The organism is Chryseobacterium sp. Leaf394 (assembly GCF_001424105.1).
Classification (GTDB): domain Bacteria; phylum Bacteroidota; class Bacteroidia; order Flavobacteriales; family Weeksellaceae; genus Chryseobacterium.
Genome location: NZ_LMQH01000010.1, coordinates 213671 through 239546 on the forward strand (window position 1 = coordinate 213671; position 25876 = coordinate 239546).

Consider the following 25876-nt stretch of genomic DNA (forward strand, 5'->3'; position numbering starts at 1 on the left):
ATCTAAAGCAACAGTTTCTGAGAAAGCTTCTGATGCTGAGAGACAAAAAGACAGAGTTGTAAAAGTAAGAGCGGTTTCAGATATGAATGAGTGGAACTCTATCAAGAAGAAAGACTACGAAGATGTAGTTGCTCCTGCTAAAAAAGCTCCGGCTAAGAAAAAAGCTCCGGCTAAAAAAAGAAAATAATTAATTTTTCTAAATAATAAATACCTCCAGACATCTGGGGGTATTTTTTTTGTGGTTGATTTTAATTATTTTTGTCAAAATATAATACATAAAATGGGAAGAGCATTTGAATATAGAAAAGCCTCGAAAATGGCTCGTTGGGATAAAATGGCCAAAACTTTTTCTAAAATTGGTAAAGACATTGCCTTAGCAGTAAAAGCAGGAGGCAGCGACCCTGAAGCCAATCCGGCGCTGAGAAGATGCATTCAGAATGCCAAAGGTGCCAACATGCCGAAGGATAATGTAGAAAGAGCCATCAAAAAAGCCAGTGGTGCAGATGCCGAAAACTATGAAGAAATCAATTACGAAGGTTACGGGCAGGGTGGTGTTGCATTTTTCGTGGAATGTACGACGAATAATACGACCAGAACTGTTGCCAATGTAAGAGCAGTCTTTAATAAGTTTGACGGAAACCTTGGCAAGAACGGAGAATTGGCATTTATTTTCGACAGAAAAGGGATTTTCACCATAAATTTAGATCAAATCAAAATGGATTGGGATGATTTTGAAATGGAAATGATTGACGGTGGAGCAGAAGATGTAGAAAAAGATGATGAAGAAGTGATGATTACAACTGCTTTCGAAGATTTTGGTTCTTTATCTCATAAACTTGACGAACTGAAAATCGAGGCTAAAAGTGCAGAACTTCAGAGAATCCCAAACAATATAAAAGAAGTAACTGCGGAACAGTTTAAAGCAAATATGAAAATGCTTGACCGTTTTGAAGAAGATGATGACGTGCAAAACGTTTATCACAATATGGAAATTACCGACGAATTGTTGGAGTCTTTATAAGTCAGACAATTTTTGGACGGCTAAAATATTTTGCCACGAATTCACGAATTTTTTTAACATCCTTTTTAAAAGGTAAACTTGAATTATTCGTGAATTCGTGGCTATTTTATGGCTCAAATTTCAGACAGCAGGAAAAATAATATTGCATTCATACACAGTTCATTTTCAATTGGTTTCTTTGCATAAGAATCAATTGTGACATCGCCATCAGTGGTTAATCAAAATACTTACGGTTATGGCGATCACATTTGATCTGAGATAAAAAATCTCTGCTCATGAAAAGAAACGTTGAACTGGTTGTCATTTCAGATGTGCATTTGGGAACTTATGGTTGTAAAGCCAAAGAGTTGCTCAGATATCTGAATTCTGTTCAACCTAAAACATTAGTTTTAAACGGAGATATCATCGATATCTGGCAGTTTAAAAAGTCTTATTTTCCCAAGCCACACCTAAAGGTCATCAAGAAATTTCTTTCTTTGGCCACAAAAAATACCGATGTATTCTACATCACCGGAAATCACGACGAGATGTTCCGCAAGTTTACAGATTTTGAACTCGGAAAACTGAAGGTTTGCAATAAACTTCATTTAAATCTTGACGGAAAAAAAACATGGATCTTTCACGGCGACGTTTTTGACGCTTCCGTACAGCATTCAAAATGGATTGCCAAGCTTGGTGGTAAAGGTTATGATCTGCTGATTGTCATCAATAATATGGTCAATTGGTTTCTGGAGAAAATGGGTCGTGAGAAATATTCATTTTCAAAAAAAATTAAGAACAACGTAAAAAAAGCCGTGAAATACATTGGTGATTTTGAATTGACTGCTTCGGAATTGGCTATCGACAATGGTTATGACTACGTTCTTTGCGGTCACATTCATCAGCCTCAGATGCGTGAGGTGGTGAACAAAAAAGGTGCGTGCCTTTACCTGAATTCCGGAGACTGGATTGAAAATCTCTCAGCACTGGAATACAATGAAGGAAAATGGTCCATATTTAATTATGACGATCATAAACATAATCTGAAAGACGACGAAACAGACGAAATTCAGGAGATGAACAGTGATCAGTTGATGCAGATTGTAACTCAATTTAAGTGATATGAAACCGCCACTATTATAATTTGTAAACAAAGACAAAAGAAGCTGTGGCGATACCATATGACCATCAAATGACATTAAAAATCAACATATGAAAATTTTGTACGCTTTTCAGGGAACAGGAAACGGTCACATGGCAAGAGCACAGGAAATTGTTCCACTGCTTAAAAAATATGGTCATGTGGAAACATTCATCAGCGGACATCAGTCTCAGTTGAAAGCAGATTTTCAGCTTGATTTTCAGCATAAAGGTATTTCACTTTTATACAATAAATCCGGTGGAATTTCTTACTCAAAAATTCTGTTTGAAAATAATTATCTCAAGGCTTTTAATACGGTCAAATCTCTCGACCTGTCGAAATATGATTTGATTATTAACGATTACGAACCGCTGACCGGATGGGCATGCAAAACAAAGGGTATCCGTTTTCTGGAACTGAGTCATCAGGCGTCAATGAGTTTTACGGAAACTCCAAAACCTAAAAGAAAAGATTTTTTTGGAGAGAAGATTTTGAAATATTATGTTCCGAGCGAACACAGAATAGGTTTTCATTTTGAATCTTATCATAATCAAATCAAGACTCCGGTGATCAGAAAAAAAATCCGTGAACTTGATGCTTCAAAGAAAGGATTCTTCCTGGTTTATCTACCGAGTTTTTCAGATGAAAATATTATTAAAATTCTAAGTCAGATTCCGGTAAAATGGAAAGTATTTTCAAAATATTCCAAACTTTATTTTAAAGAAAAAAATGTTGAGGTTTTCCCAATCGACCAAACGGAATACTTAAAAGCATTCGAAAATTGCGAAGGCATCTTATGCAACGCCGGTTTTGAAACTCCTGCAGAAGCTTTATTTTTAGATAAAAAACTTTTCGTAATTCCTATCCATAATCAATACGAACAGGAATGCAATGCAGCCGCTTTAGATTTGTTCGGAATTCCCAATTCTAAAAATCTAAAGAAAGATGAAATTGAAAACTGGGTCAATTCAATGCAGCATTTAAACGTAAATTACCCGGATAATATTGAAGATATTCTGGTGAACGAAGTTTTAACGTTCAAGTAAAATATCTTCCACATCATTCATTCTTCTCATCACCGCTCTCGCATAGGAACAGTGAGGATAAACTCTCCAGTTGTTTTCCCTCGCAAATTTTACAGCTTCTTCTACCAGGAATTTCCCCATTCCGCGACCTTCAAACTGACTGTGAACCAAAACAAATGAAATAATCAGCTTTTTATCTTCAGGAAAAATGGTGTAAGTGAGTCTTCCCACCTCGCTGATCTCATTGTTTAAGGTAATGACGCCGCCGTTTTCGCTTTTGTTATTTGTGAATGTCATACTTTTAAATTTAACTGAGAACCAACAAAAACTGAACCGAGAAAGTTCTGAGAAAATCAATTGTGATTGACTTAAAATTGATTATAGATTTAATTCAAGACAAAAAACTGACTAACTCTCTCTTCCGGTGTAAAAATTATAATCCTTGATCACCACGCCAATAAACTGTCTTTCCGTCATTTGCTTAGGATCGATTTCGAGTTTCAGAATGCTTTTTATTTTGTCTGAAAGTTTGGTGATCACCTGTCTGTCATCAATTTTTAAAGCTTTAAGGAAATTGTCCTTAATAATTCTCATATCGTTATCACTTAAAGCAATCACCTGTGGGAATGTCGGAATATAGTCATCCTGAAGCTTCTCGAGAATGGTGTGGGAAATATTAATGTTATTTTTTAAGGAAATCACAGCAGTTCCGGCTGCGATATCACCCAAACGCTGATTGTTTTTGGTTGCAATAGCAGAAATGAGACCTACAATTCCCAAAAAGGTAACATCGATAATTCTAAATACCCACCGGATAAGGTAATCTCCGAAACTTGCCTGGTAACCGTCGATTTTCACGACTCTGATTTTCATCACCCGTTTTCCCGGGGTCTGCCCTTCCATCAGACTTTCCATAACCACAGGATAAACAGATGCCGGAAACGCTACAACAAGCTGAATCGCTCTCTGAGACCATGAATCAAGCCCCATCAGGTATCTGCTGAGGTTAAAAAAATCAAACAAAAAGTAGTATATCAGAAAAAGATATGCTAACCGGATTGCGCCATCGATAAGAAATGCCAGAAATCTTTCACCAATATTGGATATGTTAAAATTAATATTAACATTTTGTGATGTATTTATCGCAATTTGAGACATATTTTTATTATTTTAGCTTTACAATTATGAGAGAAGTTTATTTCATCAAACAAAATAAAGAAAAATGGTTGGGAATAGAGGAGGTTATTCAGGGTAAATTGAAAAAAAATCCTGATGAGCTCTCATCTCTGTACATCAATCTCATCAACGACCTGTCTTTTGCCCAGACTTATTACCCTAAAAGCAATACGGTGGTTTATCTCAATCACCTTTCTTCGCAGATCTATCAAAAGATTTACAAGACCAAAAGGGTAGAGCAGAACAGACTTTTCTACTTTTTTTCTACTGAAGTTCCTCTGCTTGTGCACCAGTACCGAAGATATCTTGGTTATGCCTTTGCTTTTTTTCTCCTATTTACCTGTATTGGACTGATTTCCGCGGTTTATGATAAAGAATTTGTCAATGTAATTCTGGGTGAAGATTATGTAAATATGACTGTTGAAAATATTAAGAACAAAAATGCAGTGGGCGTTTACCAGAGCGGCTCAACCTGGGGAAGCACCATAGGAATTGTGTTTAATAATATTCAGGTGGGTGCAAAACTTTATCTTTTTGGTCTTTTTGCAGGTGTAGGAACTCTGTTTGTTTATCTTTCCAACTGCGTAATGCTGGGCTCTTTTCAGTATTTTTTCTATGATTACGGAGCCTTGGCAGACAGCGCAAAAGGAATCTGGCTTCATGGTACTTTTGAGATTTTCTCCATGATTATTGAGGCGATGTGCGGATTGATTTTAGGAGCATCCATCCTTTTTCCCAAAACACTTTCGAGGTTTAACTCGCTTAAAAAAGGTTTCAAAGATTCATTTAAAATATTTTTGAGTACGGTGCCGTTCACCATCTGTGCCGGAATTATCGAAGGTTATGTAACCAGACACGCTTTGAATATGCCTTTGGCCTTAAATCTTCTTATCATTGTAGGTTCACTTATTTTGATTGGTGGCTACTATCTTATTTATCCCAACTATGTTGCAAAACAGCAAAACCTCTTAGCGAATGATCACATTCTATAAAAAACGCGACTTCGGAACTTTTATCACCGACAGTTTTGCATTCTTCAAATCAAACGGGAAGAATTATTTTAGAAATTTTATTCTCATCAACGGAATGGTACTCATTCTTTTGGTACTTGTGATGTATTTCGGTTTTAAAGAATTTTTAGGACAGTTTTTCAACGGAAATCTCTCAGGTCAGAGCTATTATTTTGAAAGATATTTTGAAGATAATCTTGGGTTGGTAATCATTACCGGAATTGTTATTATGATCATCTATTCTTTTCTGATGATGCTGAATCTTCTCTATCCGGTATTTTATGTAAGACGCATTGCTGGCGGGCAGAAAGAGGTGAGTGTAGAAAATATCATTTCTGATCTGAAAACACATTCAAAAAAGCTTATTCAATTATATTTTGGCTTGATACTTCTTGTCATTCCAGCGGCATTCGTGCTTATTGCTCTTTCGTATGCCATGGTTTTAGTTTTTATTGGAATTCCTGTATTGATTTTTGTGGTTCCTACACTTTTCAACGCAATCACATTTTTGGTTTACGATTTTGTTTATACCGACCGTGGTTTCTTTGAAAGCCTGAGTTATGCGATCAGATCTCAGTTTTCCTATTCAAACGGAAGAGAAAAAACGCCATATTGGAAATATTGGGGATCTACCATCATCCTTTTTGTTTTGTATTATGTGATCACATCCGTTTTCACAGCGATTCCGATGGTTATTCTGATGATGAGACTTGCTGTTTCAACTTCTGATAATAATTTTGAACAGAATCCTTTTGCAGGAGGCTTTGGTGCGGTCATCATGGTTATTTATGGGATTTCAATCATTTTGTCTTCTTTATTAATGAATGTTCTCTACATAAATTCAGGTTTGCTGTACTTCGACAGCCGCAGAGATCTGCATCAGAAACTGGAAATGGAAGAAATTGATACCATTGGTCTGAATGCATAAGCTCATAATATTTTTAAGCGTTTTTATTCTTATAAATCTTGCAGAAGCGCAGGATTACGATTCTGTCTACATGGAAACTGATTCTGTAGAGCAAATGATTGATGATGAAAGTCCCTTTGATGGAATGCTGGCTTCAGACTCTTTGCTTAAAGAAAGACCACAGACAGAAAATACTGTTTACAGCAGAAAATTTAAAGAAAATATTCCGTCAAGATACACAGATGAAGACTTCAATTATGAAACTGTAAAACCCCGCGAATCTTTCTGGGACAGACTGATGCGGAAAGTGGACCGTTTCTTTAACAGTATTTTCGGAAGTAATCTGAATTCATCTTTCAGTTTTGGTAAAATTCTTCTCCGGATATTCGCTATTATTTTAGCAGGATTTATCATCTATTTTTTAATCAGATTTCTGATTGGTAAAAACATAGGCTTTTTTGGAAAGAAAAATTCAGCTGTCGACATTAAAGAGGAAGATCTGCACGAAAATATTCATGAAATTAATTTTGCAGATACCATCGCAAAGTTTGAAAATTCTGCAGAATACCGTCTGGCGGTGCGGTATCATTTCCTTTTAATTCTGAAAAAACTCAGTGATAAAAAAATAATTTCCTGGAATCCCGAGAAAACAAATAAAGATTACAGCTACGAAATAAAAGATGAAAATCAGAAGAACCGATTCTCTGATCTGGCTTTGATTTTCGATTACATCTGGTACGGCGAGTTTGGTGTAGATCACAATTCTTACCTTAAATTTAAAGAGCAGTTTCAGTCATTCAAACCGTAAATCAGAATTTAAAAGATGAATAAGACATTCAAAATATATGCTGTAATTTTCGCCATCATTCTGGCGATCATAGCGTTGCTTGAAATCAATAAAAAGGAAGTTACAGACTGGCGCAAAAATTTTGAAACCTCCAGGAAATCACCTTTTGGTCTTTATATTTTTGATAATGAGGCGAAATTTTTATTTAAAGAAAAACTCAGGAAAATTTCGGAAAATCCTTATGATTATTATGAAAATTCAGACGAAAAGCCTCATAACATTTTCGTTCTGGAGTCTGAACTTGATTATGAATCATGGAAGAAAATCATGGATGAAGTGACTAAAGGTTCTGATGCTATGATTATCAATCAGCATATTCCAAAGGATATTTCAGACAGCATTGGTTTTTATACTTCAAACTTTTCTTATTCCGAAAGCAATGTATTGAAACTCACAGACAAAAAATTCTCAAACAGTTTTGTTAAAATAGACAAATTTCCGGGAGGCCGTGGTTTTACATTTATTAAACCTGAAATAGAAATTTTAGGTAAAATTATATCTGAAGGATCGGATGATCAGGCTGGTTTTATCAAAGCTAAGTTTGGCAAAGGTCATTTTTATGTACATTCAGAACCTCTTTTTCTTACCAATTATTATCTAATGAAAAGAGAAAATGTACATTACGCACAGGATGTATTTTCTTATCTTCCGGACAGAGAAACGCTCTGGTTTTCGGATAAAAAAAGTGAAAAGTCGCAGTTTTTTATGAGGTTTATTTTCAGCAATCCGGCTCTGAAATATGCGTGGTGGCTTTTGCTTGGCGGAATGCTTTTATTCATTTTCTTTAACGCTAAAAGAAAACAGAGAATCGTTCCTGTGATAGATCCGTTAAAAAATTCTTCGGTTGATTTTGTGAAAAGCATCGGAAATCTCTACATGCAGGAAGGCGATTTCCATGAGATGATGGCCAAAAAAGCACAGTATTTTCTTCATAAAGTTCGGATGGATCTTCTGATAGATACTCAGAATCCCGATGATGAATTTGCCAAAAAACTTCAGCTGAAAACAGGAAGAAGTGAAGATAAAATAAATGAAGCAATCATTTTAATCAGGAAAGCTCAGGATCCGTATGCGTCAGTAATGAAGGAAGATCTGGTGAGAATGAATGAATTGCTGGATGAAATATTGAAATAATTACAAAATTAAATTACAGGATTTGAAATCCTTCGATTTAATTTAAACAATAAAAAAACAAACAATGGAAAACATTGAAAATCAAAATACAGAAAGCACAGGCATCAACCTGCAGAAAGAAGACAGCAGCTTTGAATTGAGAATCGATATGATCGATCTGAAAAACAGCCTGCAAAAAGTAAAATCTGAAATAGGAAAGGTGATTGTAGGTCAGGAAGATATGATCGAACATTTGCTCGCGGCACTGCTCTCCAACGGTCATGTCCTGATTGAGGGAGTTCCGGGGGTGGCAAAAACCATAACGGCAAAATTACTGGCAAAAACCATAGATGTAGATTTCAGCAGAATTCAGTTCACACCAGATCTGATGCCTTCAGATATTTTAGGAACATCAGTTTTCAATGTTAAAAATACTGAGTTTGAATTTAAAAAAGGACCCATTTTTTCAAGTTTTGTTTTGATTGATGAAATCAACAGATCGCCCGCAAAAACGCAGTCTGCATTGTTTGAGGTGATGGAGGAAAGACAGATCACAATGGACGGAACCCGTTATCAAATGGATGAACCTTTCATCGTCATCGCCACCCAAAACCCGATTGAGCATGAAGGAACTTACCGTCTGCCGGAAGCTCAGCTGGACCGTTTTCTGTTTAAAATCAATGTAGGTTATCCCAATCTTGAGCAGGAAATTACCATCATCAAAAACCAGCACGAAAGCCGTGTTGAAGACAAAACCGAAGGAATTAACAAAGTTCTTACAGCAAGTCAGCTGAAAACTTATCAGAATCTGGTAAAACAGATTGTTGTAGAATCTCAGCTGATAGAATACATTGCTAAAATTATTTCAAATACCAGAGAAAATCAGTTTTTATATCTGGGAGCGTCCCCGAGAGCGAGTCTGGCACTGCTTACGGCTTCAAAGGCATTTGCCGCTTTGCGTGGAAGAGATTTTGTTACTCCGGAAGACATCAAAGAAGCGAGTTTTGCTGTTTTAAGACACCGTGTCATAGTTTCTCCGGAAAGGGAAATGGAAGGCCTTACTGCGGACGAAATTATCAGACAGATATTGGAAGGAATTGAAATTCCGAGATAAGTTTTAATGAAAAATCTCTACATCCATACCCGTTTTTTTCTTGCACTCATTGTGGTAGGCATTGTGTATATTTTTGCATTCTTCTTTCCGTGGATGATGATGGTGGCGCATGTTTTACTGCTGCTCGTTTTTCTTGCGGCTATGGTAGAATACCTTTTTTTATTCAGCAAAAAAGAAAATATTTCGGCACAGAGAATTTTACCTGAAAAACTTTCCAACGGCGATGAAAATCCCGTGAAGATCGACCTTCGAAATAGTTACATTTTTAAAGTTAATGTCAATGTTATCGATGAAATACCATTTCAGTTTCAGAAGAGAGACTTTTTAATCAGAAAACAGATTGAAAGCGGAAAAAATGCTTATTTTCAATATATTTTGGAGCCAAAGGAAAGAGGTGAGTACAGTTTTGGAGCACTCAACGTCTATGCATCTTCGCCGTTGGGATTTGTGGCCAGGAGATTTAGATTTCAGAAAGATGCGATGCTTGCGGCGTACCCTTCGTTTATTCATCTGAGAAAGTATGAGCTGATGGCTTTACAGAATGAAGTTCTGTTGGGCGGAATAAAAAAAATCAGAAAGCTGGGTCACACGATGGAATTTGAGCAGATCAAAGAATATGTCCCGGGCGATGACATCCGTACCGTAAACTGGAAAGCGACTTCCAAAACAAACAGGCTGATGGTAAATCAGTTTCAGGATGAAAAATCGCAGCGTATTTTCATGATCATTGACAAAGGAAGGACAATGAAAATGCCTTTCAAAGGATTGAGTTTGCTCGATTATTCTATCAATGCATCAATGGCATTGTCTCATATTATTTTAAAGAAAAGTGACCGTGCGGGGATGATGACTTTCTCTAAAAAAGCAGAAAACAAAGTTGCTGCAGATAACAAATCTGGTCAGCTCAGAAAGATTTCCGAAGCTTTGTACAATGTAAAAACCGATTTTTTTGAAAGTGATTTCAACAGGCTGTATCAGGATGTGAAATTTTCATTAAACCAAAGAAGTCTTGTTTTGCTTTTTACCAATTTTGAAACTTTGGACGGTCTCAACCGCCAGATGAAATACCTCCGCGGAATTGCAAAAAACCATCTTCTCGTGGTTGTTTTCTTTAAAAATTCTGAACTTCATCAGCTCATCAACAAAAAGCCTGAAAACACTCAGGAAGTCTACGACCAGATCATTGCCGAGAAATTCGAATTTGAAAAGAAACTTATCATTCAGGAACTCAGGAAATACGGAATTTTCTCCGTCTACACGCTTCCAGAAAATCTGAATATTGAAGTGATTAATAAATATCTTGAGATTAAAGCGAGAGGAATTCTGTAAAATTAAAATAAAAGTAAAAAAAGCTTTTGTCAATAATTTCACCAATGCTGCATCAGATTAAGTTTTCTTTTTTTACTGATTATTTAAAGTTTATTTACAGGCCTTATTTAGTAAAGTCGCAAAAGTCTGTACACAAGAAAATTTTTGAGATATTATTTATTTACTTATTTTATTTAATCTTAAGTACTTCTATTTCAATTGCTGTTTATTATTTTATTGATACACCTCAAAGAAAAGATGATAATATTAATCTGAATTTTGGCTATATTTTTTTATCGTGCTTCTTTTTACCATTGATAGAAGAAATAGTTTTTAGACTATCCCTAATTTACTCGAGGCGTAACTTGTCTTTTACTGCTGCTGGATTATTTTTTTTAATTATTAATAATTTCCTTAAAAATCGGGACATATTTATCGGCGAAAATTATTATTTAATAAGAATTATATTCTCTATAATGATTTCAATTCTTATTGGAATCATCTTCTATTTTACTTCTAAGAAATATGAAAGAATGCTGGCTTATTTTTTTGAAAATAATTTCAGAATTATATTTTATATTTCATCACTAATTTTTGCTTTTTTACATGTATCAAATTTTGAAATAAGTTTAGATAAATTTTTAGTTTATTGTTTGTAATATTGCCACAACTGATTTTTGGACTTACTGCAGGTTTCATAAGAATAAAATATGGCTTTTTATACTGTTTATCTGTTCATATTTTCAATAATATGATTCCTACTTTAATCATTTATCTATACTTTGTATGAATTATTTTGATGATGATATATGATAACTTAAAGAGATTTTTTTGAACGTATAAAATTTCAAAATTGATTTTGTAATTTTACACTCATTACTCATTACTCATTACTCATGAAAATAACCCTCAACCGAATCAACGACGATTTTTTATTTGAATGTACCAACGCGCAGGGAAATTCAATTCTTTTAGATAACACTTCACAACCTGGAGCAAAAGGCGTTTCTCCCATGGAAAGCGTGATGATGGCTGTTGCCGGCTGCAGCGGAATTGATGTAGTTTCAATTTTAAAAAAACAAAGACAGGAAATTACAGATTTCAAAGCTGAAGTTGAAGGTGAAAGAATTCCTGTAGACGATGCAAAACCTTTTAAATCAATGGTAGTAAAATTCTTTCTGGAAGGAAATATCGATCCTAAAAAAGCCTTAAAAGCTTCGGAATTATCTTTTGAAAAATATTGTTCTGTCTCAAAAACACTCGAACCGAATGTGGAAATCAGCTACGAAGTTTTTGTAAATGGAGAAAAGGTAGTTTTATAAAATTTAAAAAAAGTTAAGCATAAAAAATCCGTTCTGTTTTGCAGAACGGATTTTATCATTTGTAAGAAAATCTATTTTTTAATAATTTTCATGCTCTTTGAAGAGCCATCATTCAAAATTGAAGTAAGGATATAAACGCCAGCTTTTAAATCAGATAACTGAATTGAAGAAGATGGTTTATCAATACTTTTTACAGCAATTCCTGAGAAATCAGTGATTGTTATTTTTCTGATGTTTTCATGATTTTTAATATTCAAAACATCCTGAAAAGGGTTAGGATATGCAGAAATTTCTTTTGTCTTATTTTGAGTTTCGGCCGTTGCCAGTTGTGGAAGTGCTTCCAGGGTAACTGTCACTTTCCATGTATTATTGTCTACCTTATTATAATCTGCAGAACATCCTGATCCTCCATACGTTCTCCATGCACGTAGCTCAAAATTAACCGTTCCTGTAAGATCATTTGCTAACGCAAGGCCTGTTCTGTTATAAGAAAATGTTCCAGTACTGCCACCACTTCCTGGGGATACAGCGCCTTCGGTATTTCCATTTGTAGAGCACACCAATATACTGCGTTGTTCACTCATCCAGCCATTGCTTGCAGTAGTCATAGTGTATGTAATATCAGTAGATTTTACTTTGAAGCCGGCAGGAATAGCAAGCGATAAGCTCCCTGGGCAACTTGTTGTACTTGCTGTACTTACTGACGTGTTATATTGTGTGTTAATGTCTCCTGCGGTATAAGTAGCTGAAATCTGTCCTGGTGTAAACTGAGTCATAACCCAGTAACTTTGTGATGATCCTCCGCAGTTAGATCTTACCCAGAAATAATAGGTCTGTCCGATAGTAAGATTATTAAGCGTGGTAGATGTGGTTCCTGCGGCAACGCTTCCTGTTGGAGTTGTAGTGGCAGTTGGAGCTGTTGCAGCAGTGCTCATATAATACTGGTATCCTGCAGAAGGTGCGCTTGCAGGTGCAGTCCAGCTTACCGATGCAGCATTAATTGTAGCTGTTGCTGTTAAATTAGTAGGCATAGCGCAGGAATTGTAAACTTCTGCTGAAAAAGCGAAAATATTAGGAATACCGCCAGTTCCTGTTTTCGTTACCGTAATGCTTTGAATAGTTTTAGATTGATTTCCTGCATCAATAGCTAAAGGGATTTGATAGAGTCTAGGGTCGCTGCTGCTGGACTCCAATGCATCAGTAGTTTTTTTAATTCTTCCAATTCCCTGAATCGCAAAATTGCTTCCCCCATACCAGTCAGAGATACTTATTGATGTAAATGTCTGTGTAGTATTATCAGCAAAATTTACGGTTACATCCACAGTACAGGCACCACTTCCACCTGTGGCAAGCATGTAAAGATTCGTTGCAGCTTTAGGTGTGGTGAAGGTAAATGTTCCGTTGTCTCCCGCGTTTTGTAATCTTAAGGAATTGTTTGCACTGTAGGAAGCCAATTGAAAGGTTAGTCCAGATGGTGAAGTTACCGCAGAGGTAATAGTTCCGTTAACGGGAAGTCCATAAGTAAGTGGTGTACTTGCAGATGTAAGTTGAAAATCCCGTGAAAGAAATGCGTAACTAACGCCGTCTACATCATTGTTGGTGCTTGCAGTTGAAGAACCAACACCATTGGCAATAACATCCGCATTGAAGCCAGCCTGAATGGGCATGGTCTGATATTGTTGTGCGTTAAACAGGTTGGTAAACATTCCGGCGAAAACAACAGCCGTGACAGATAGTAGTTTTAGTTTCATAATTTTTATTGTATGATTTATCATGCTAATATAGGAAAATGTTTATATTTATTATAGTAATAATGTAAATCATATTTCATTGTATTTTATTTAAAGAATAAGCTGAACTCTCATTTTATCTCTACATAAATATTGAAAATGAAATTACTTTTGTTTAAAGTTTAAACATAAAAAATCCTCCTTCAAAATATGAAAGAGGATATGCATAATACTTTTTTAAAAAATTTGAGGGATTAAATTAAAAATTCAATCTCGGTTTCAAAAGCTTTGCCACGGTAGCCGTCCATCCTGTCTGATGGGAAGCTCCCACGCCACGGCCGTTGTCGCCATGAAAATATTCAAAAAATGTAATGTAATCCTTGAAATTTTCATCAAAATTAAATTTGTCGTAATCTCCGTTGAACGCTCTTCTTCCATTTTCATCTTTAAGGAATATTGAGCAAAGTCTGTGGCTGATATCCTGTGCCACTTCGTCAAGATTTTTCTTTTCTCCGCTTCCTGTCGGGAACTCCACTTTCAGGCTGTTGCCATAGTAAAAATGAAAACGCTGAAGACTTTCCACAATTAAAAAGTTGATAGGAAACCAAATCGGTCCCCGCCAGTTGCTGTTTCCTCCAAACATTCGGCTGTCGCTTTCTGCAGGAGTATAATACACTACATTTTCGGTGCCGTGTACAGAAAAAATAAATGGATTTTCCTCATAAACTTTCGACATTGCGCGGATACCGTAATCGCTCAGAAACTCTTTCTGGTCAAGCATTCTGCTCAGCACTTTGGTCAGTCTGGTTCTTCTTACAATGCTCATTAAGTGTTTACGGCCATGGCCCTCTTCATCCCAGTGAGAAACCAGTTTTGCGAGTTCAGGTTTGTTTTTAAGAATCCATTCCATTCTTCCCTGGAAATTCGGCATTTTTTCAAGGAGATGATGATCAATAATTTCAACGGCAAATAAAGGAATTAATCCCACAATACTTCTCAGTCTCAGCGATACTGAATCGCCGTTCTGTAACTGTAAAACATCGTAGAAAAAGCCGTCTTCCTCGTTCCACAGACCTTTTGTGCCCTCACCAAGATTTTCCATAGCCTCGGCAATGTAGAGGTAATGTTCGAAGAACTTAATCGCCATATCTTCATAAACCTGATAATACTGAGCCAGTTCCATAGCCATTCTCATCATATTGAGTGCATACATTGCCATCCAGCTTGTACCATCTGCCTGCTCAAGATGTTCGCCGTCTCTGAGTTCCATATTCCGGTCGAAAGCACCGATGTTATCAAGGCCTAAAAATCCTCCGCCAAAAATATTTTTACCGTTTTTATCCTTACGGTTCACCCACCACGTGAAATTCAGAAGCAGCTTCTGGAATACTTTTTCCAAAAACAGGAGATCGGGTTTCCCGTTGTGTTTTTCATCAATTTTAAATACTCTGAAGCAGGACCACGCGTGAACCGGTGGATTTACATCACTCAGGTTCCATTCATAGGCAGGCATCTGTCCGTTGGGATGCATGTACCATTCTTTGGTCAGTAAGAGTAATTGATTTTTTGCAAAATTAGCGTCAATAATAGCATAAGGAACGCAGTGGAATGCCAGATCCCACGTCGCATACCAGGGATATTCCCATTTGTCTGGCATGGAGATAATATCTTTGTTGTGAAGATGATCCCATTCCACATTTCTTACATAGTCGTTAAAATTTCTTGGAGCTTCAAAATTTGGATCTCCTTTCAGCCATTTTCCAACGTTGTAGTGATAGAACTGTTTGTTCCAGAGAAGACCTGCAAAAGCCTGTCTCTGCACGTTTCTTTCATCTTCATTCAGAATTTCTTCCTGAATGTTTTTATAAAAATCATCAGCTTCACTTATTCTCTCTGCAAAAATCTGATCAAAATTTTCAAAAGGACTGTCTGTCTCTTCCGAAGAAAGATTAAACTCAAAAACTTCAGATGCACCGGCTTTGATAATCTTATTAATTGAGATTGCAGCCTTGGAACCGCGTTTTTCAGGATTAACAGTTGCTTCTTTTTTGGTGATGTAATTGTTAATCCCGTCTTTGTAGTAGGTGTTTTCTTTCTCCGGGCAACCATAGACTTTTGGTCTGTTGGTTTCGTTTTCGCAGAAAAGAGTCTCGCCCGAAGATTTAGTATAAAGTTTCTTAATACCAATACTGTCGTGGTAGATGTTGATGTGATTGTTTGAGTAAGAGTTGAGCTGCCCTTTGTATTCATTATAACCCCACTTCCAGTTGTTTCTGAACCAAAGCGTAGGCAATACAGTAAGAGGTGCATCCAATGCACTTCTGTTATGTACGGTTACTCTTACTAAGATATCATTTTTCCCGGCCTTACAGTATTCAATAAAAATGTCAAAATATTCATCATTGTCAAAAATTCCTGTGTCTATAATTTCATATTCACGTTCTTTTTTGCTGCGGCTTGCGTTTTCATTCAGAATATCATCGTAAGGAAATTCATTGATGGGATATTTGTACAGCATTTTCATGTAGCTGTGAGTCGGCGTATTGTCGAGATAATAAAAAAGCTCTTTCACATCTTCGCCATGATTCCCCTGTGGATTGCTGAGCCCAAAAAACCGCTCTTTTACCATTTTGTCTTTCCCGTTCCAGAAAGACAGGGCAAAACACAGCAGCTGTTTGTGATCGGAGATTCCCGCAATGCCTTCTTCGCCCCACCGGTAGGTATAGCTTTCAGCAATATCGTGGTTGGTGAAAGTCCATGCGTTACCGTTCGGGCTGTAGTCTTCACGCACATTTCCCCATTGTCTGTTGCTTACGTATGGCCCCCAGTTTTGCCAGTCGTGACTGTCTAATCTTTCTTTTTCTACACTCATAAAGCTCCTTTTTCTTTACGAATTTAATTTTTTTGTGATAGAAAACCAATTTTTAGTATCTGAATTATTGTTAACAGAGTTTATAAATGCTTTATTAAAGGTATTTTCGAATGTTAAATTAAATTATTTTAGTATTTAAAAATAATGATATATCTTTGCACCATTCGATCATTCACATATTGAAAATGTTATCAAGAAAGGTTGAGGGACAGACCCTGTGAAACCTTAGCAACCCTTTGCACAAGCGAAGAAGGTGCTACGTTCTACCAAAAGTTTTTATTTTTTGGACAGATAACTTACTGAAGTTCTTTTCAGCCATTTCTCATGGCATTTTCAAATTGTATTATCAAAAAGTATAATAGAATTGAAAACAGAACTGCAACATATTAATTTTCCGTATCAAACCAATTCCCACAAGGAATACAATATCTCATTAAGCTATCAGCTTTTTGGGCAAGACCTGTTTTCTGCACCTATCATTTTAATCAATCATGCATTAACCGGAAATTCAAACGTAGCCGGAGAAAAAGGTTGGTGGAAACAGTTGATTGGTGAAAATCAGGTAATTGATACCAATAAATATACAGTGCTCTGTTTCAATATTCCCGGAAACGGATATGATGATTTTTTAATTGACGATTGGTCAGATTTCACGCCTTCAGATATAGCCAGTATTTTTCTAAAAGGACTTGAAATTTTACATATTAAAAACGTTTACGCTATTATCGGAGGCTCGCTGGGAGGTGGAATTGGCTGGGAAATGCTGGCTAAAAATCCAGATCTGGCAGAGCTTTTTATTCCTATTGCCTGTGATTCTAAAACCCATGATTGGTTACACGCCCAATGTCTGGTTCAGAAATTTTTGTTAAACGGAAATGATGAGCCACTGCAGAAAGCAAGAATTCATGCGATGCTGTGCTACAGAACACCTCAATCGTTAAACGACAGATTTCAAAATACATATAATCAGGACAAACAAAAGTTAGAATCAGAAGACTGGCTGAATTATCACGGAAAATCTCTTGCCGAAAGATTTAGTTTAAAATCTTATCAGCTGATGAACCATTTACTGATGAACATCAATGCAAACGATAAAGATTTAGGTAAAATCAAAGCACGAATGCACATGATCTCTGTAGATACCGATCTTTTTTTTCCGGCTTCTGAAATCCGAATGTGTTTTACAAAGCTGAAAGCTCAAAAAGACGATGTTTTCTATCATGAGATCAAATCAATTCATGGGCACGACGCCTTTTTAATGGAATACGAACAGTTAAATTATATCATAAAAAATATTTTGTAGATGAAAGCGAATGCAAACGAAATAAAATTTTTTAAAAACAGATCAATCATCAAATTTGAAGGAGCAGACTTCTTAGGCGAAATCGGGATTGACGGAAGGGTTTTTAAGGCGCTTACCCTGGCGCGAATCAGTGTAGGAGTGATTTCTCAGCAGGCCGTTGAGAACGGATTGTCTATTCTTGTACACGAAGACGACTCTGAAAAAGCAGTAACCTGCCTAATCGAGGAGTTTGCTCCTGAAAGAAAATCAGGAAAAGTTTCTCAGATTTACAGCATCAACAATGTGTCTGTCATTGGTTTTGTGGCAGATGATTTAAATAAAATACTTTCAGAACTGGCGAGAAACAATGTTTTCCCGTTACTTTTGAATCAAAACTCAAGCGAGAAGCGTATCAATATTGTGGTGACTTCTTCTCAGGATGAGAAAACTAAAAACATCATTGAATCGGAAATTTTCAAGAAACCAAAAACGGTTCACCTGGCCATAATCGGTCACGGAAATGTTGGGAAAACTTTAATCGAGCAGGTCTTACATTCTTCCGAAGAAATTAAAAGAAGAAAAAATATCCACCTGAAAGTTGTAGCAGTAGCCAATTCCAGAAAGATTGCTTTCAATAAAAAAGGATTTGATAAAACGTGGAGCGATGAGGTTTTCGCAGCTGAAAAATCTTCAAATGTTGATGAATTAATTAATTTCTCAAAAGAAAATCAGCTTGAAAATCTGATTGTTGTCGATAATACAGCAAGTGTAGACTTCGTTAAAAACTATCAGGCTTTGGCTGAAAATGGATTTGATTTGGTCTCATCCAACAAAATTTTCAATACACTTCCGATTGAAGAATACCGTAAACTAAGATATACGTTGAACAAAAATAACAAGCGTTATCTTTATGAAACCAATGTAGGTGCAGGTCTACCATTAATTGATACAATCAAACTTTTACACCTTTCAGGTGAAAATATTACCAGAATTAAAGGGGTTTTCTCTGGAACATTGAGTTATGTTTTCAATAATTTTTCTTTGCGGGATGATAAATTTTCTACCATCGTAAATGAAGCTTTAGAAAAAGGCTTCACAGAACCGGATCCGAGGGAAGATTTATCAGGAAACGACGTTGCCAGAAAACTGTTGATTTTGGCGAGAGAATTAGATTTAATTAATGAATTCAGTGATATCAATATTCAAAACTTAGTTCCTGAAGCACTGCTTTCAGTTTCAAAACAGGAATTCCTTTCAAGACTAGAAGAACTGGATGAAGAATACGACAAAATCAAGAAAAATCAGGAGCCCAATCATGTTTTAAGATATGTTGGTGATCTGCATGGAGATTTACAGAAAGAAAAAGGTGAGCTGGATGTGAAATTAATTTCTGTTCCTGCAACTTCTGCTTTAGGACAGTTAAAAGGTTCAGACTCAATTTTTGAAATCTATACCGAAAGTTATGGTGAAAACCCAATCGTCATCATGGGAGCCGGAGCCGGAGCAAAAGTGACTGCCCGCGGCGTATTTGGTGATATTTTAAGATTGAGTGAAACAAAATAATTTATTGTATAAAGTAAAAAGTATAAATGTAAGTAGTCCCGAAGGGACGATTTAATAAAGCATAGGATGCAATCCTATTAGTCAAAATCAGATAAAATGGAAAACGAAAATTTCGAAACCCTCGCAATAAGAACTCAAACCGAAAGAACTCAGTTTGACGAGCATTCTACGCCTTTGTATCTTACGTCAAGCTTTATTTTTGAAGATGCTGAAGATATGAGAGCGAGTTTTGCTGAGGAGAAATCAAAAAATCTGTACAGCCGATTTTCAAATCCGAACGTTACAGAATTTACAGATAAAATTGTAAAAATGGAAGGCGCAGAAGCTGGGTACGCATTTGCCACCGGCATGGCTGCGATTTACTCTACCTTTGCAACATTGTTGAATGCAGGAGATCACATCGTGAGCTGCCAATCGGTTTTTGGATCAACTCATACTTTGTTTACCAAATATTTCCCAAAATGGAATATTGAAACGACCTATTTTAAGGCTGAGGATTCTGAAAATGTAGAGCAATACATAAGACCCAATACAAAAATTCTGTATCTGGAAACACCGACCAATCCTGCAATAGAAATTTTAGACTTAGAATATTTTGGTCAGATTGCTAAAAAACACAATCTTATTTTCATTGTAGACAACTGTTTTGCGACGCCTTACCTTCAGCAGCCAATAAAATACGGAGCTGATCTGGTTGTTCATTCAGCAACGAAACTGATTGACGGTCAGGGTCGTGTTTTGGGTGGAGTGGCGGTCGGTAGAGAAGATTTAATCAGAGAGATTTATCTTTTTGCCAGAAATACAGGTCCAGCCATGTCGCCATTCAACGCCTGGGTCTTGTCCAAAAGCCTGGAAACACTGGCTATCCGTGTAGAAAGACATTGCGAGAATGCATTGAAAGTCGCAGAGTTTTTAGAAAATCATCCGAATGTTGAATTGGTAAAATATCCGTTTTTAAAATCGCATCCGAGCTATGAAATTGCCAAAAAGCAAATGAAGTTGGGCGGAAACGTCGTCGCTTTCGAAATCAAAGGCGGTATTGAAGGTGGCAGAAACTTTTTAGATAAAATAAAAATGTGCTCGCTGTCTGCCAATCTGGGCGATACCCGCACCATTGTGACACATCCGGCATCCACAACGCACTCCAAGCTATCTGATGCAGAGAGAAATGAAGTGGGAATCACCGCGGGATTGGTTCGCTGCTCGGTAGGTCTGGAAAACGTGGATGATATTATTGCCGATTTGAAGCAGGCGTTAGGATAGGATGATTTGGGCAGCTGTATCCGCCTTCCACTCCCGCTTTTTTGCCTCCGCTGCGCTGCGGCAAAAAGAGCTCCGTTCAAGTCGGGCTGCAAGAGATTCAGCGCAAAAATTAGAGAAATTAGAATATAATTTGTGTAATTAGTATTAAAAAAAATGAAAAATTCAGCACAACTATACAAAGCCCTTTCCGAGAGAATCCTGATTCTCGACGGAGCAATGGGAACCATGCTTCAGCGGTACAAATTTGAAGAAGAGGATTACCGCGGCGAGCGTTTCAAAGAATGGGAACATCCCGTGAAAGGAAACAACGACCTGCTTTCTTTGACGCAGCCTCACGCAATTGAGGAAGTTCACAGAAAATACCTGGACGCCGGAGCCGATATTCTGGAAACCAACACATTTTCCGGAACAACCATCGCAATGGCAGATTATCACATGGAAGATTTGGTGTACGAACTCAACTACGAATCTGCGAAAATCGCCAGAAAAGTTTGTGATGAGTTTACGGCTAAAAATCCTGATAAGCCAAGATTTGTGGCTGGCTCTATCGGACCGACCAACAGAACTGCAAGCTTAAGTCCGGACGTCAACGATCCGGGTTACCGTGCGATTACTTTTGAAGATTTGAGACTGGCATATAAACAACAGTCAGAAGCATTGTTGGACGGTGGTTCAGATATTCTTTTGGTAGAAACAATCTTCGACACACTGAATGCAAAAGCAGCATTATTTGCCATCGACGAAATTCAGGAAGAAAGAGGAATTCAAATTCCAATCATGGTTTCAGGAACGATTACAGATGCCTCTGGAAGAACGTTGAGCGGACAGACAGCAGAAGCATTTTTGATCTCAGTTTCGCATTTGAATTTACTGAGTGTTGGATTCAACTGTGCGTTGGGAGCCAATCAGTTAACGCCGTATTTGGAAACACTGGCGCACAATTCAGAATTCCACGTTTCGGCTTATCCGAATGCGGGTCTTCCGAATGCTTTTGGGCAGTACGATGAATCTCCAGATCAGATGGCTGCTCAGATTAAAGAATATGTAGAAAAAGGACTGATCAATATCATCGGTGGATGCTGTGGTACAACGCCGGAACACATTAAAGCCATTGCCGATTTGGTTGACAAATACGAGCCGAGAAAAGTTAAAGATTTTGTATGATTTTTGATTGTTGAAAATTTAGAACGAGTATAAAAACTTTTTTTAAATCCAAATCAACGATCTTATGGAAAAGCCATTTTACCTTAAAAATTCCGATGATACCAAACTGTTTAATGAATTAAGAAAAAGAGTGAACCAGCGCGTAGAAACACTTCCCCAAAACAGAGATGTTTACATTCAGATCAAAGCCATTATTTTGCCTTTGGTCTATTTTGGTTTGTATGTGTTTGCGCTTTTCAATGCAGATCGGCCTTGGGTTTATATTTCGAGTTTTGTTTTGATGGGGATTTCTCTGGTTTTAATTTATTTAAATTTAATTCACGAAGCCGCGCACAACAATATCTTTAAAAATAAAAAACTCAACAGTCTCGTTTTGCAGATTTTCGATGTTGTCGGAGCTAATTCCTACATCTGGAAGAAGCGGCACATCGCAGCGCATCACGCCTACCCGAACGTTGATGGCTGGGATACCGACATCGAGCAGAGCGGACTTTTACTGATCGTGCCATGGATTAAGGCTAAAGGAATTCAGAAATTCCAACACTTCTTTTTCTTTTTGGTGTATCCTTTATATTTGTTCAACTGGATGTTTATCAGAGATTTCAGAGATTTTTTTGATAAAGAGAGAGTGATTTTAAAAACGCAGGGCAGAATTCCGGTTTCGGAAAAAATTAAAATGATCAGTTTCAAATTATTTTACTTTTTCTATCAGATTGCCGTTCCGGTTTTATTTTTTAAAGTTTCAATAGGTTTGGCTTTGGCTGCCTGGTTTTTACAGGTGATTGCAGCGAGTGTTTTTGCGCTTTTTGTACTGTTGCCACTGCATCCGCTACCAGACAATGCTTTTCCTAAACTGGATGAAAAAAACGGACTTCCGTTCAGCTGGATCCGTCATCAGCTGGAGGTGACGAATGATTTAAAAGAGAACAACTGGTTTGTGAGAAATGTGTTGGGAAATTTCAACTTTCACGTTGCCCATCATCTTTTCCCGAACTACAGCTATATGTATTATAATGAAATCACAGAGGAAATTGAGCAGTTTGCCAAAGAAAATAATCTGGGCTACAAACGATTTCCAATTTTTACCGCTTTGTGCAAACATGTCGATTTGCTGAAGCAAAATGCAAACAACGCCTATTTTATTTTAGAAGAATAAATTTTTTAAAATATAAAAGTTGTATGTTGAGGACAGTTGATGATAATGAACTGAGTGTGCTTTTAAAAGGTTAAGGTTTTGTAAAACTCAAAACAGTAAGCATTTAAAAAAACTTAGTGTTCAAAATGATGATAAAAATTTAAATTAAAAACAAATCAATTTAGCGATTCCAAATATTGGTAAACTGAACTGATCAATTGTTAGATTAAAAAAAACATGAAATATTTAAGATTGTCGGGGCTTGAGCCACTGATTATTACTCCGGAATCAAATTTTATCAACGTTGGTGAAAGAACCAATGTTGCCGGATCTAAAAAGTTTTTAAGATTAATAAAAGAAGAGAAATTTTCTGAAGCCTTAGATATCGCAAGAGATCAGGTAGATGGCGGTGCTCAGATTCTTGACGTGAATTTTGACGACGGTTTGATCGACGGAAAAGCTTCCATGATTAAATTCCTGAATCTTATTGGTTCCGAACCGGATATTTCCAAAATCCCAATCATGGTCGATTCTTCCAAATGGGAAATTCTGGAAGCTGGTTTACAGGTTGTTCAGGGGAAATGTGTGGTGAATTCGATCAGTTTAAAAGAAGGAAAAGAAGAGTTCGTAAAACACGCAAAAGCCATCAAAAGATATGGAGCTGCGGTGATTGTTATGGCATTCGATGAGGTCGGACAAGCTGATAATTACGAAAGAAGACTTGAAATTACCAAACGTTCCTACGATATTTTGGTGGATGAGGTTAAATTTCCTGCTGAAAATATTATTTTCGATTTAAATATATTTCCGGTCGCAACGGGAATGGATGAACACCGTCGCAACGCAATCGATTTCATTGAAGCAACCCGTTGGGTAAGACAAAATCTTCCTTACGCCTCGGTGAGTGGAGGTGTTTCCAACGTTTCGTTCTCGTTCCGTGGAAATGATACGGTGCGTGAAGCGATGCACTCAGTTTTCCTTTATCATGCGATTCAGGCTGGGATGAACATCGGTATCGTAAATCCAGCCATGCTTGAGGTGTATGATGAAATTAATAAGGAACTTTTAGAACTCGTTGAAGATGTAATTCTCGACAAAAGAGAAGATGCTACCGAGCGCCTTTTAGATTATTCTGAACGGAATAAATCGGTTAAAAAAGAAAAAGTAGAAGAACTCGAATGGCGTACTCATCCTTTGCAGGACAGAATCACACATTCTTTGGTTAAAGGTATCGACCGTTTCATCGAAGAAGATGTTGAGGAAGCCAGATTACAGTCTGAAAGGCCACTCCACGTCATAGAAGTTAATCTGATGACCGGAATGGGCGTTGTCGGAGATTTATTCGGAAGCGGAAAAATGTTTCTTCCACAGGTAGTAAAGTCTGCGAGGGTAATGAAAAAAGCCGTAGCCTACCTGCAGCCATTCATTGAAGCTGAAAAAGATGTGGCTCAGAAACCTAACGGGAAAATTCTGATGGCAACCGTGAAAGGCGACGTTCACGATATCGGAAAAAATATTGTGAGTGTGGTTTTGGGTTGTAATAATTATGACATTGTCGATTTGGGCGTAATGGTTCCTGCCGAGAAAATTATTCAGGCAGCCATTGATCACAACGTGGATGTTATTGGTTTGAGTGGATTGATCACGCCAAGTTTGGATGAAATGGTCTACATCGCCTCAGAACTGGAAAGACAAAACCTAAATTTCCCTTTATTAATCGGTGGTGCAACAACCTCGAAAGCGCACACTGCGGTAAAGATTGATTTAAAATATAAAAACGCCGTAGTTCACGTAAATGATGCTTCCAGAGCGGTAAACGTGGTGAGTTCATTATTAGGAGATCGTAATAAAGAATATGTTGATGATTTGAAAAATGACTATTCAGATTTTAGAGAAAAGTTCCTAAACAGACAGGTTGATAAAAATTACGTTACCATCGAAGATGCCCGAAGAGATAAATTTAAAATCGATTGGGAAAACGAAGAAATTTTCACTCCTAACAATTTGGGAATTCAGGTTTTTGAAAATCAGGATTTGGAAGAATTGATTCCGTTTATCGACTGGTCGCCGTTTTTCAGAAGCTGGGATCTGCACGGGAAATATCCGAATATTTTTGATGATAAAGTTGTGGGTGAACAGGCAAAAGAACTGTTTGCAGACGGTCAGAAAATTTTAAAGAAAATTGTTGATGAAAAACTTTTGGTTGCCAAAGCGGTCTTCGGAATTTTCAAAGCCAATTCAACCGAGACGGATGACATTTTAATTTATGATGAAAATAATCAGGAAAAAGTCAAGTTTTTAACGCTGAGACAGCAGGTTCAGAAATCAAAAGGTAAAGATTATATCGCACTGAGTGATTTTATTGCACCTAAAAGTTCAGGAAAGACTGATTACATGGGCGCTTTCTGCGTGTGTACAGGTTTCGGAACTGATGAACTGTCTGATCAGTACGAAAAAGACAACGACGATTATAATGCTATCATGGTAAAAGCCATTGCCGACCGTTTTGCAGAGGCGTATGCAGAATTTTTACATAAAAAAGTCCGTACAGAATATTGGGGTTATGCCAATCAGGAAAATTTGAGCAACGAAGAATTAATTGCCGAAAAATACAAAGGAATTCGTCCGGCACCGGGCTATCCCGCCTGTCCGGATCATTTGGAAAAACATGCGATATGGGATTTGCTGAAGGTAGAAGAAGAAATCGGAGTTTATCTTACTGAAAGTTTAGCAATGTTCCCGACCGCAGCTGTTTCAGGATATTATTTTGGAAGCCCGCACGCCAAATATTTTGGTTTAGGAAAAATTTCAGAAGATCAGCTGAAAGAATATTCTGTAAGGAAAGGAATTTCTCTACAGGAAGCCCGAAAATGGCTGAACCCGAATTTAGCAGATGGAATTTAA

Annotated in this window: 20 protein-coding genes and 1 riboswitch; of the genes, 16 read left to right on the plus strand and 4 right to left on the minus strand. The window is 37.0% G+C overall.

Going from position 1 to position 25876, the window contains the following annotated elements:
- Positions 1-280: 280 nt before the first annotated feature.
- From ASG21_RS03785 to ASG21_RS03795, 3 genes are all read left to right on the plus strand, one after another.
- Positions 281-1021: a YebC/PmpR family DNA-binding transcriptional regulator gene (locus ASG21_RS03785; RefSeq protein WP_056076096.1), complete on the plus strand. Its 741-nt coding sequence runs from the start codon at positions 281-283 to the stop codon at positions 1019-1021.
- A 275-nt stretch (positions 1022-1296) separates the two neighbouring features.
- Positions 1297-2121: a UDP-2,3-diacylglucosamine diphosphatase gene (locus tag ASG21_RS03790; RefSeq protein ID WP_056076100.1), complete on the plus strand. Its 825-nt coding sequence runs from the start codon at positions 1297-1299 to the stop codon at positions 2119-2121.
- Positions 2122-2212: 91 nt separating this feature from the next.
- Positions 2213-3187, plus strand: coding sequence for a glycosyltransferase family protein (locus ASG21_RS03795; RefSeq protein WP_056076103.1), 975 nt, complete (start codon positions 2213-2215; stop codon positions 3185-3187).
- On the opposite strand, the gene ASG21_RS03800 is transcribed toward ASG21_RS03795, so the two are convergent.
- Together ASG21_RS03800 and ASG21_RS03805 are read right to left on the minus strand one after the other, a co-directional pair.
- Positions 3173-3463: a GNAT family N-acetyltransferase gene (locus ASG21_RS03800; RefSeq protein ID WP_056076106.1), complete on the minus strand. Its 291-nt coding sequence runs from the start codon at positions 3461-3463 to the stop codon at positions 3173-3175. The two genes, ASG21_RS03795 and ASG21_RS03800, sit on opposite strands and share 15 nt — an antisense overlap.
- A 111-nt stretch (positions 3464-3574) precedes the next feature.
- The gene (locus ASG21_RS03805) at positions 3575-4324 is read right to left on the minus strand and encodes an RDD family protein (protein ID WP_056076109.1); all 750 of its coding nucleotides are present in this window, start codon (positions 4322-4324) and stop codon (positions 3575-3577) included.
- A 26-nt stretch (positions 4325-4350) separates the two neighbouring features.
- On the opposite strand from ASG21_RS03805, the gene ASG21_RS03810 reads away from it, so the two are divergent.
- The 7 genes from ASG21_RS03810 (at position 4351) to ASG21_RS03845 (ending at position 11963) form a co-directional block, all read left to right on the plus strand.
- The gene (locus ASG21_RS03810) at positions 4351-5334 is read left to right on the plus strand and encodes a stage II sporulation protein M (RefSeq protein ID WP_056076112.1); all 984 of its coding nucleotides are present in this window, start codon (positions 4351-4353) and stop codon (positions 5332-5334) included.
- Positions 5318-6280: a hypothetical protein gene (locus ASG21_RS03815; RefSeq protein ID WP_056076115.1), complete on the plus strand. Its 963-nt coding sequence runs from the start codon at positions 5318-5320 to the stop codon at positions 6278-6280. The genes ASG21_RS03810 and ASG21_RS03815 overlap by 17 nt, the downstream gene beginning before the upstream one ends.
- Complete coding sequence (locus tag ASG21_RS03820) at positions 6273-7067, plus strand: hypothetical protein (RefSeq protein ID WP_056076118.1); 795 nt, start codon at positions 6273-6275, stop codon at positions 7065-7067. The genes ASG21_RS03815 and ASG21_RS03820 overlap by 8 nt, the downstream gene beginning before the upstream one ends.
- Before the next feature lie 15 nt (positions 7068-7082).
- The gene (locus ASG21_RS03825; protein ID WP_056076121.1) at positions 7083-8240 is read left to right on the plus strand and encodes a hypothetical protein; all 1158 of its coding nucleotides are present in this window, start codon (positions 7083-7085) and stop codon (positions 8238-8240) included.
- 64 nt (positions 8241-8304) lie between these two features.
- On the plus strand, positions 8305-9333 hold the full coding sequence (locus tag ASG21_RS03830; RefSeq protein ID WP_056076123.1) for a MoxR family ATPase: 1029 nt from the start codon (positions 8305-8307) through the stop codon (positions 9331-9333).
- Between the two features lie 6 nt (positions 9334-9339).
- Positions 9340-10662, plus strand: a complete 1323-nt coding sequence (locus tag ASG21_RS03835) for a DUF58 domain-containing protein (protein ID WP_056076126.1) — start codon at positions 9340-9342, stop codon at positions 10660-10662.
- A gap of 875 nt (positions 10663-11537) precedes the next feature.
- Positions 11538-11963: an OsmC family protein gene (locus tag ASG21_RS03845; RefSeq protein WP_056076133.1), complete on the plus strand. Its 426-nt coding sequence runs from the start codon at positions 11538-11540 to the stop codon at positions 11961-11963.
- Positions 11964-12034: 71 nt separating this feature from the next.
- Here ASG21_RS03845 and ASG21_RS03850 read toward each other — a convergent pair whose 3' ends face one another.
- Positions 12035-13714 carry a T9SS type A sorting domain-containing protein gene (locus ASG21_RS03850; protein ID WP_185113703.1) on the minus strand — a complete coding sequence of 560 codons (1680 nt, stop codon included), beginning with the start codon at positions 13712-13714 and terminating at the stop codon, positions 12035-12037.
- Positions 13715-13952: 238 nt separating this feature from the next.
- A complete protein-coding gene (locus ASG21_RS03855; RefSeq protein ID WP_056076139.1) occupies positions 13953-16565 on the minus strand; it encodes a glucosidase in 2613 nt (870 codons plus the stop codon).
- Positions 16566-16750: 185 nt separating this feature from the next.
- A riboswitch (SAM riboswitch) is annotated at positions 16751-16863 on the plus strand.
- A 66-nt stretch (positions 16864-16929) separates the two neighbouring features.
- Between ASG21_RS03855 and ASG21_RS03860 the strand changes: the two genes are divergently transcribed.
- The 6 genes from ASG21_RS03860 (at position 16930) to metH (ending at position 25876) form a co-directional block, all read left to right on the plus strand.
- Positions 16930-17868, plus strand: a complete 939-nt coding sequence (locus tag ASG21_RS03860) for an alpha/beta fold hydrolase (RefSeq protein ID WP_056076142.1) — start codon at positions 16930-16932, stop codon at positions 17866-17868.
- Positions 17869-19410 carry a homoserine dehydrogenase gene (locus tag ASG21_RS03865; RefSeq protein WP_056076145.1) on the plus strand — a complete coding sequence of 514 codons (1542 nt, stop codon included), beginning with the start codon at positions 17869-17871 and terminating at the stop codon, positions 19408-19410. It abuts the gene before it with no gap.
- A 96-nt stretch (positions 19411-19506) separates the two neighbouring features.
- Positions 19507-20673, plus strand: coding sequence for an O-succinylhomoserine sulfhydrylase (locus tag ASG21_RS03870; RefSeq protein ID WP_056076148.1), 1167 nt, complete (start codon positions 19507-19509; stop codon positions 20671-20673).
- A gap of 153 nt (positions 20674-20826) precedes the next feature.
- Positions 20827-21837, plus strand: a complete 1011-nt coding sequence (locus tag ASG21_RS03875; protein ID WP_056076151.1) for a homocysteine S-methyltransferase family protein — start codon at positions 20827-20829, stop codon at positions 21835-21837.
- A 64-nt stretch (positions 21838-21901) separates the two neighbouring features.
- Positions 21902-22993, plus strand: coding sequence for a fatty acid desaturase (locus ASG21_RS03880; RefSeq protein WP_056076153.1), 1092 nt, complete (start codon positions 21902-21904; stop codon positions 22991-22993).
- A gap of 216 nt (positions 22994-23209) precedes the next feature.
- Positions 23210-25876 (plus strand): methionine synthase, encoded by a 2667-nt coding sequence (metH, locus tag ASG21_RS03885; RefSeq protein ID WP_056076158.1) that lies wholly within the window; start codon positions 23210-23212, stop codon positions 25874-25876.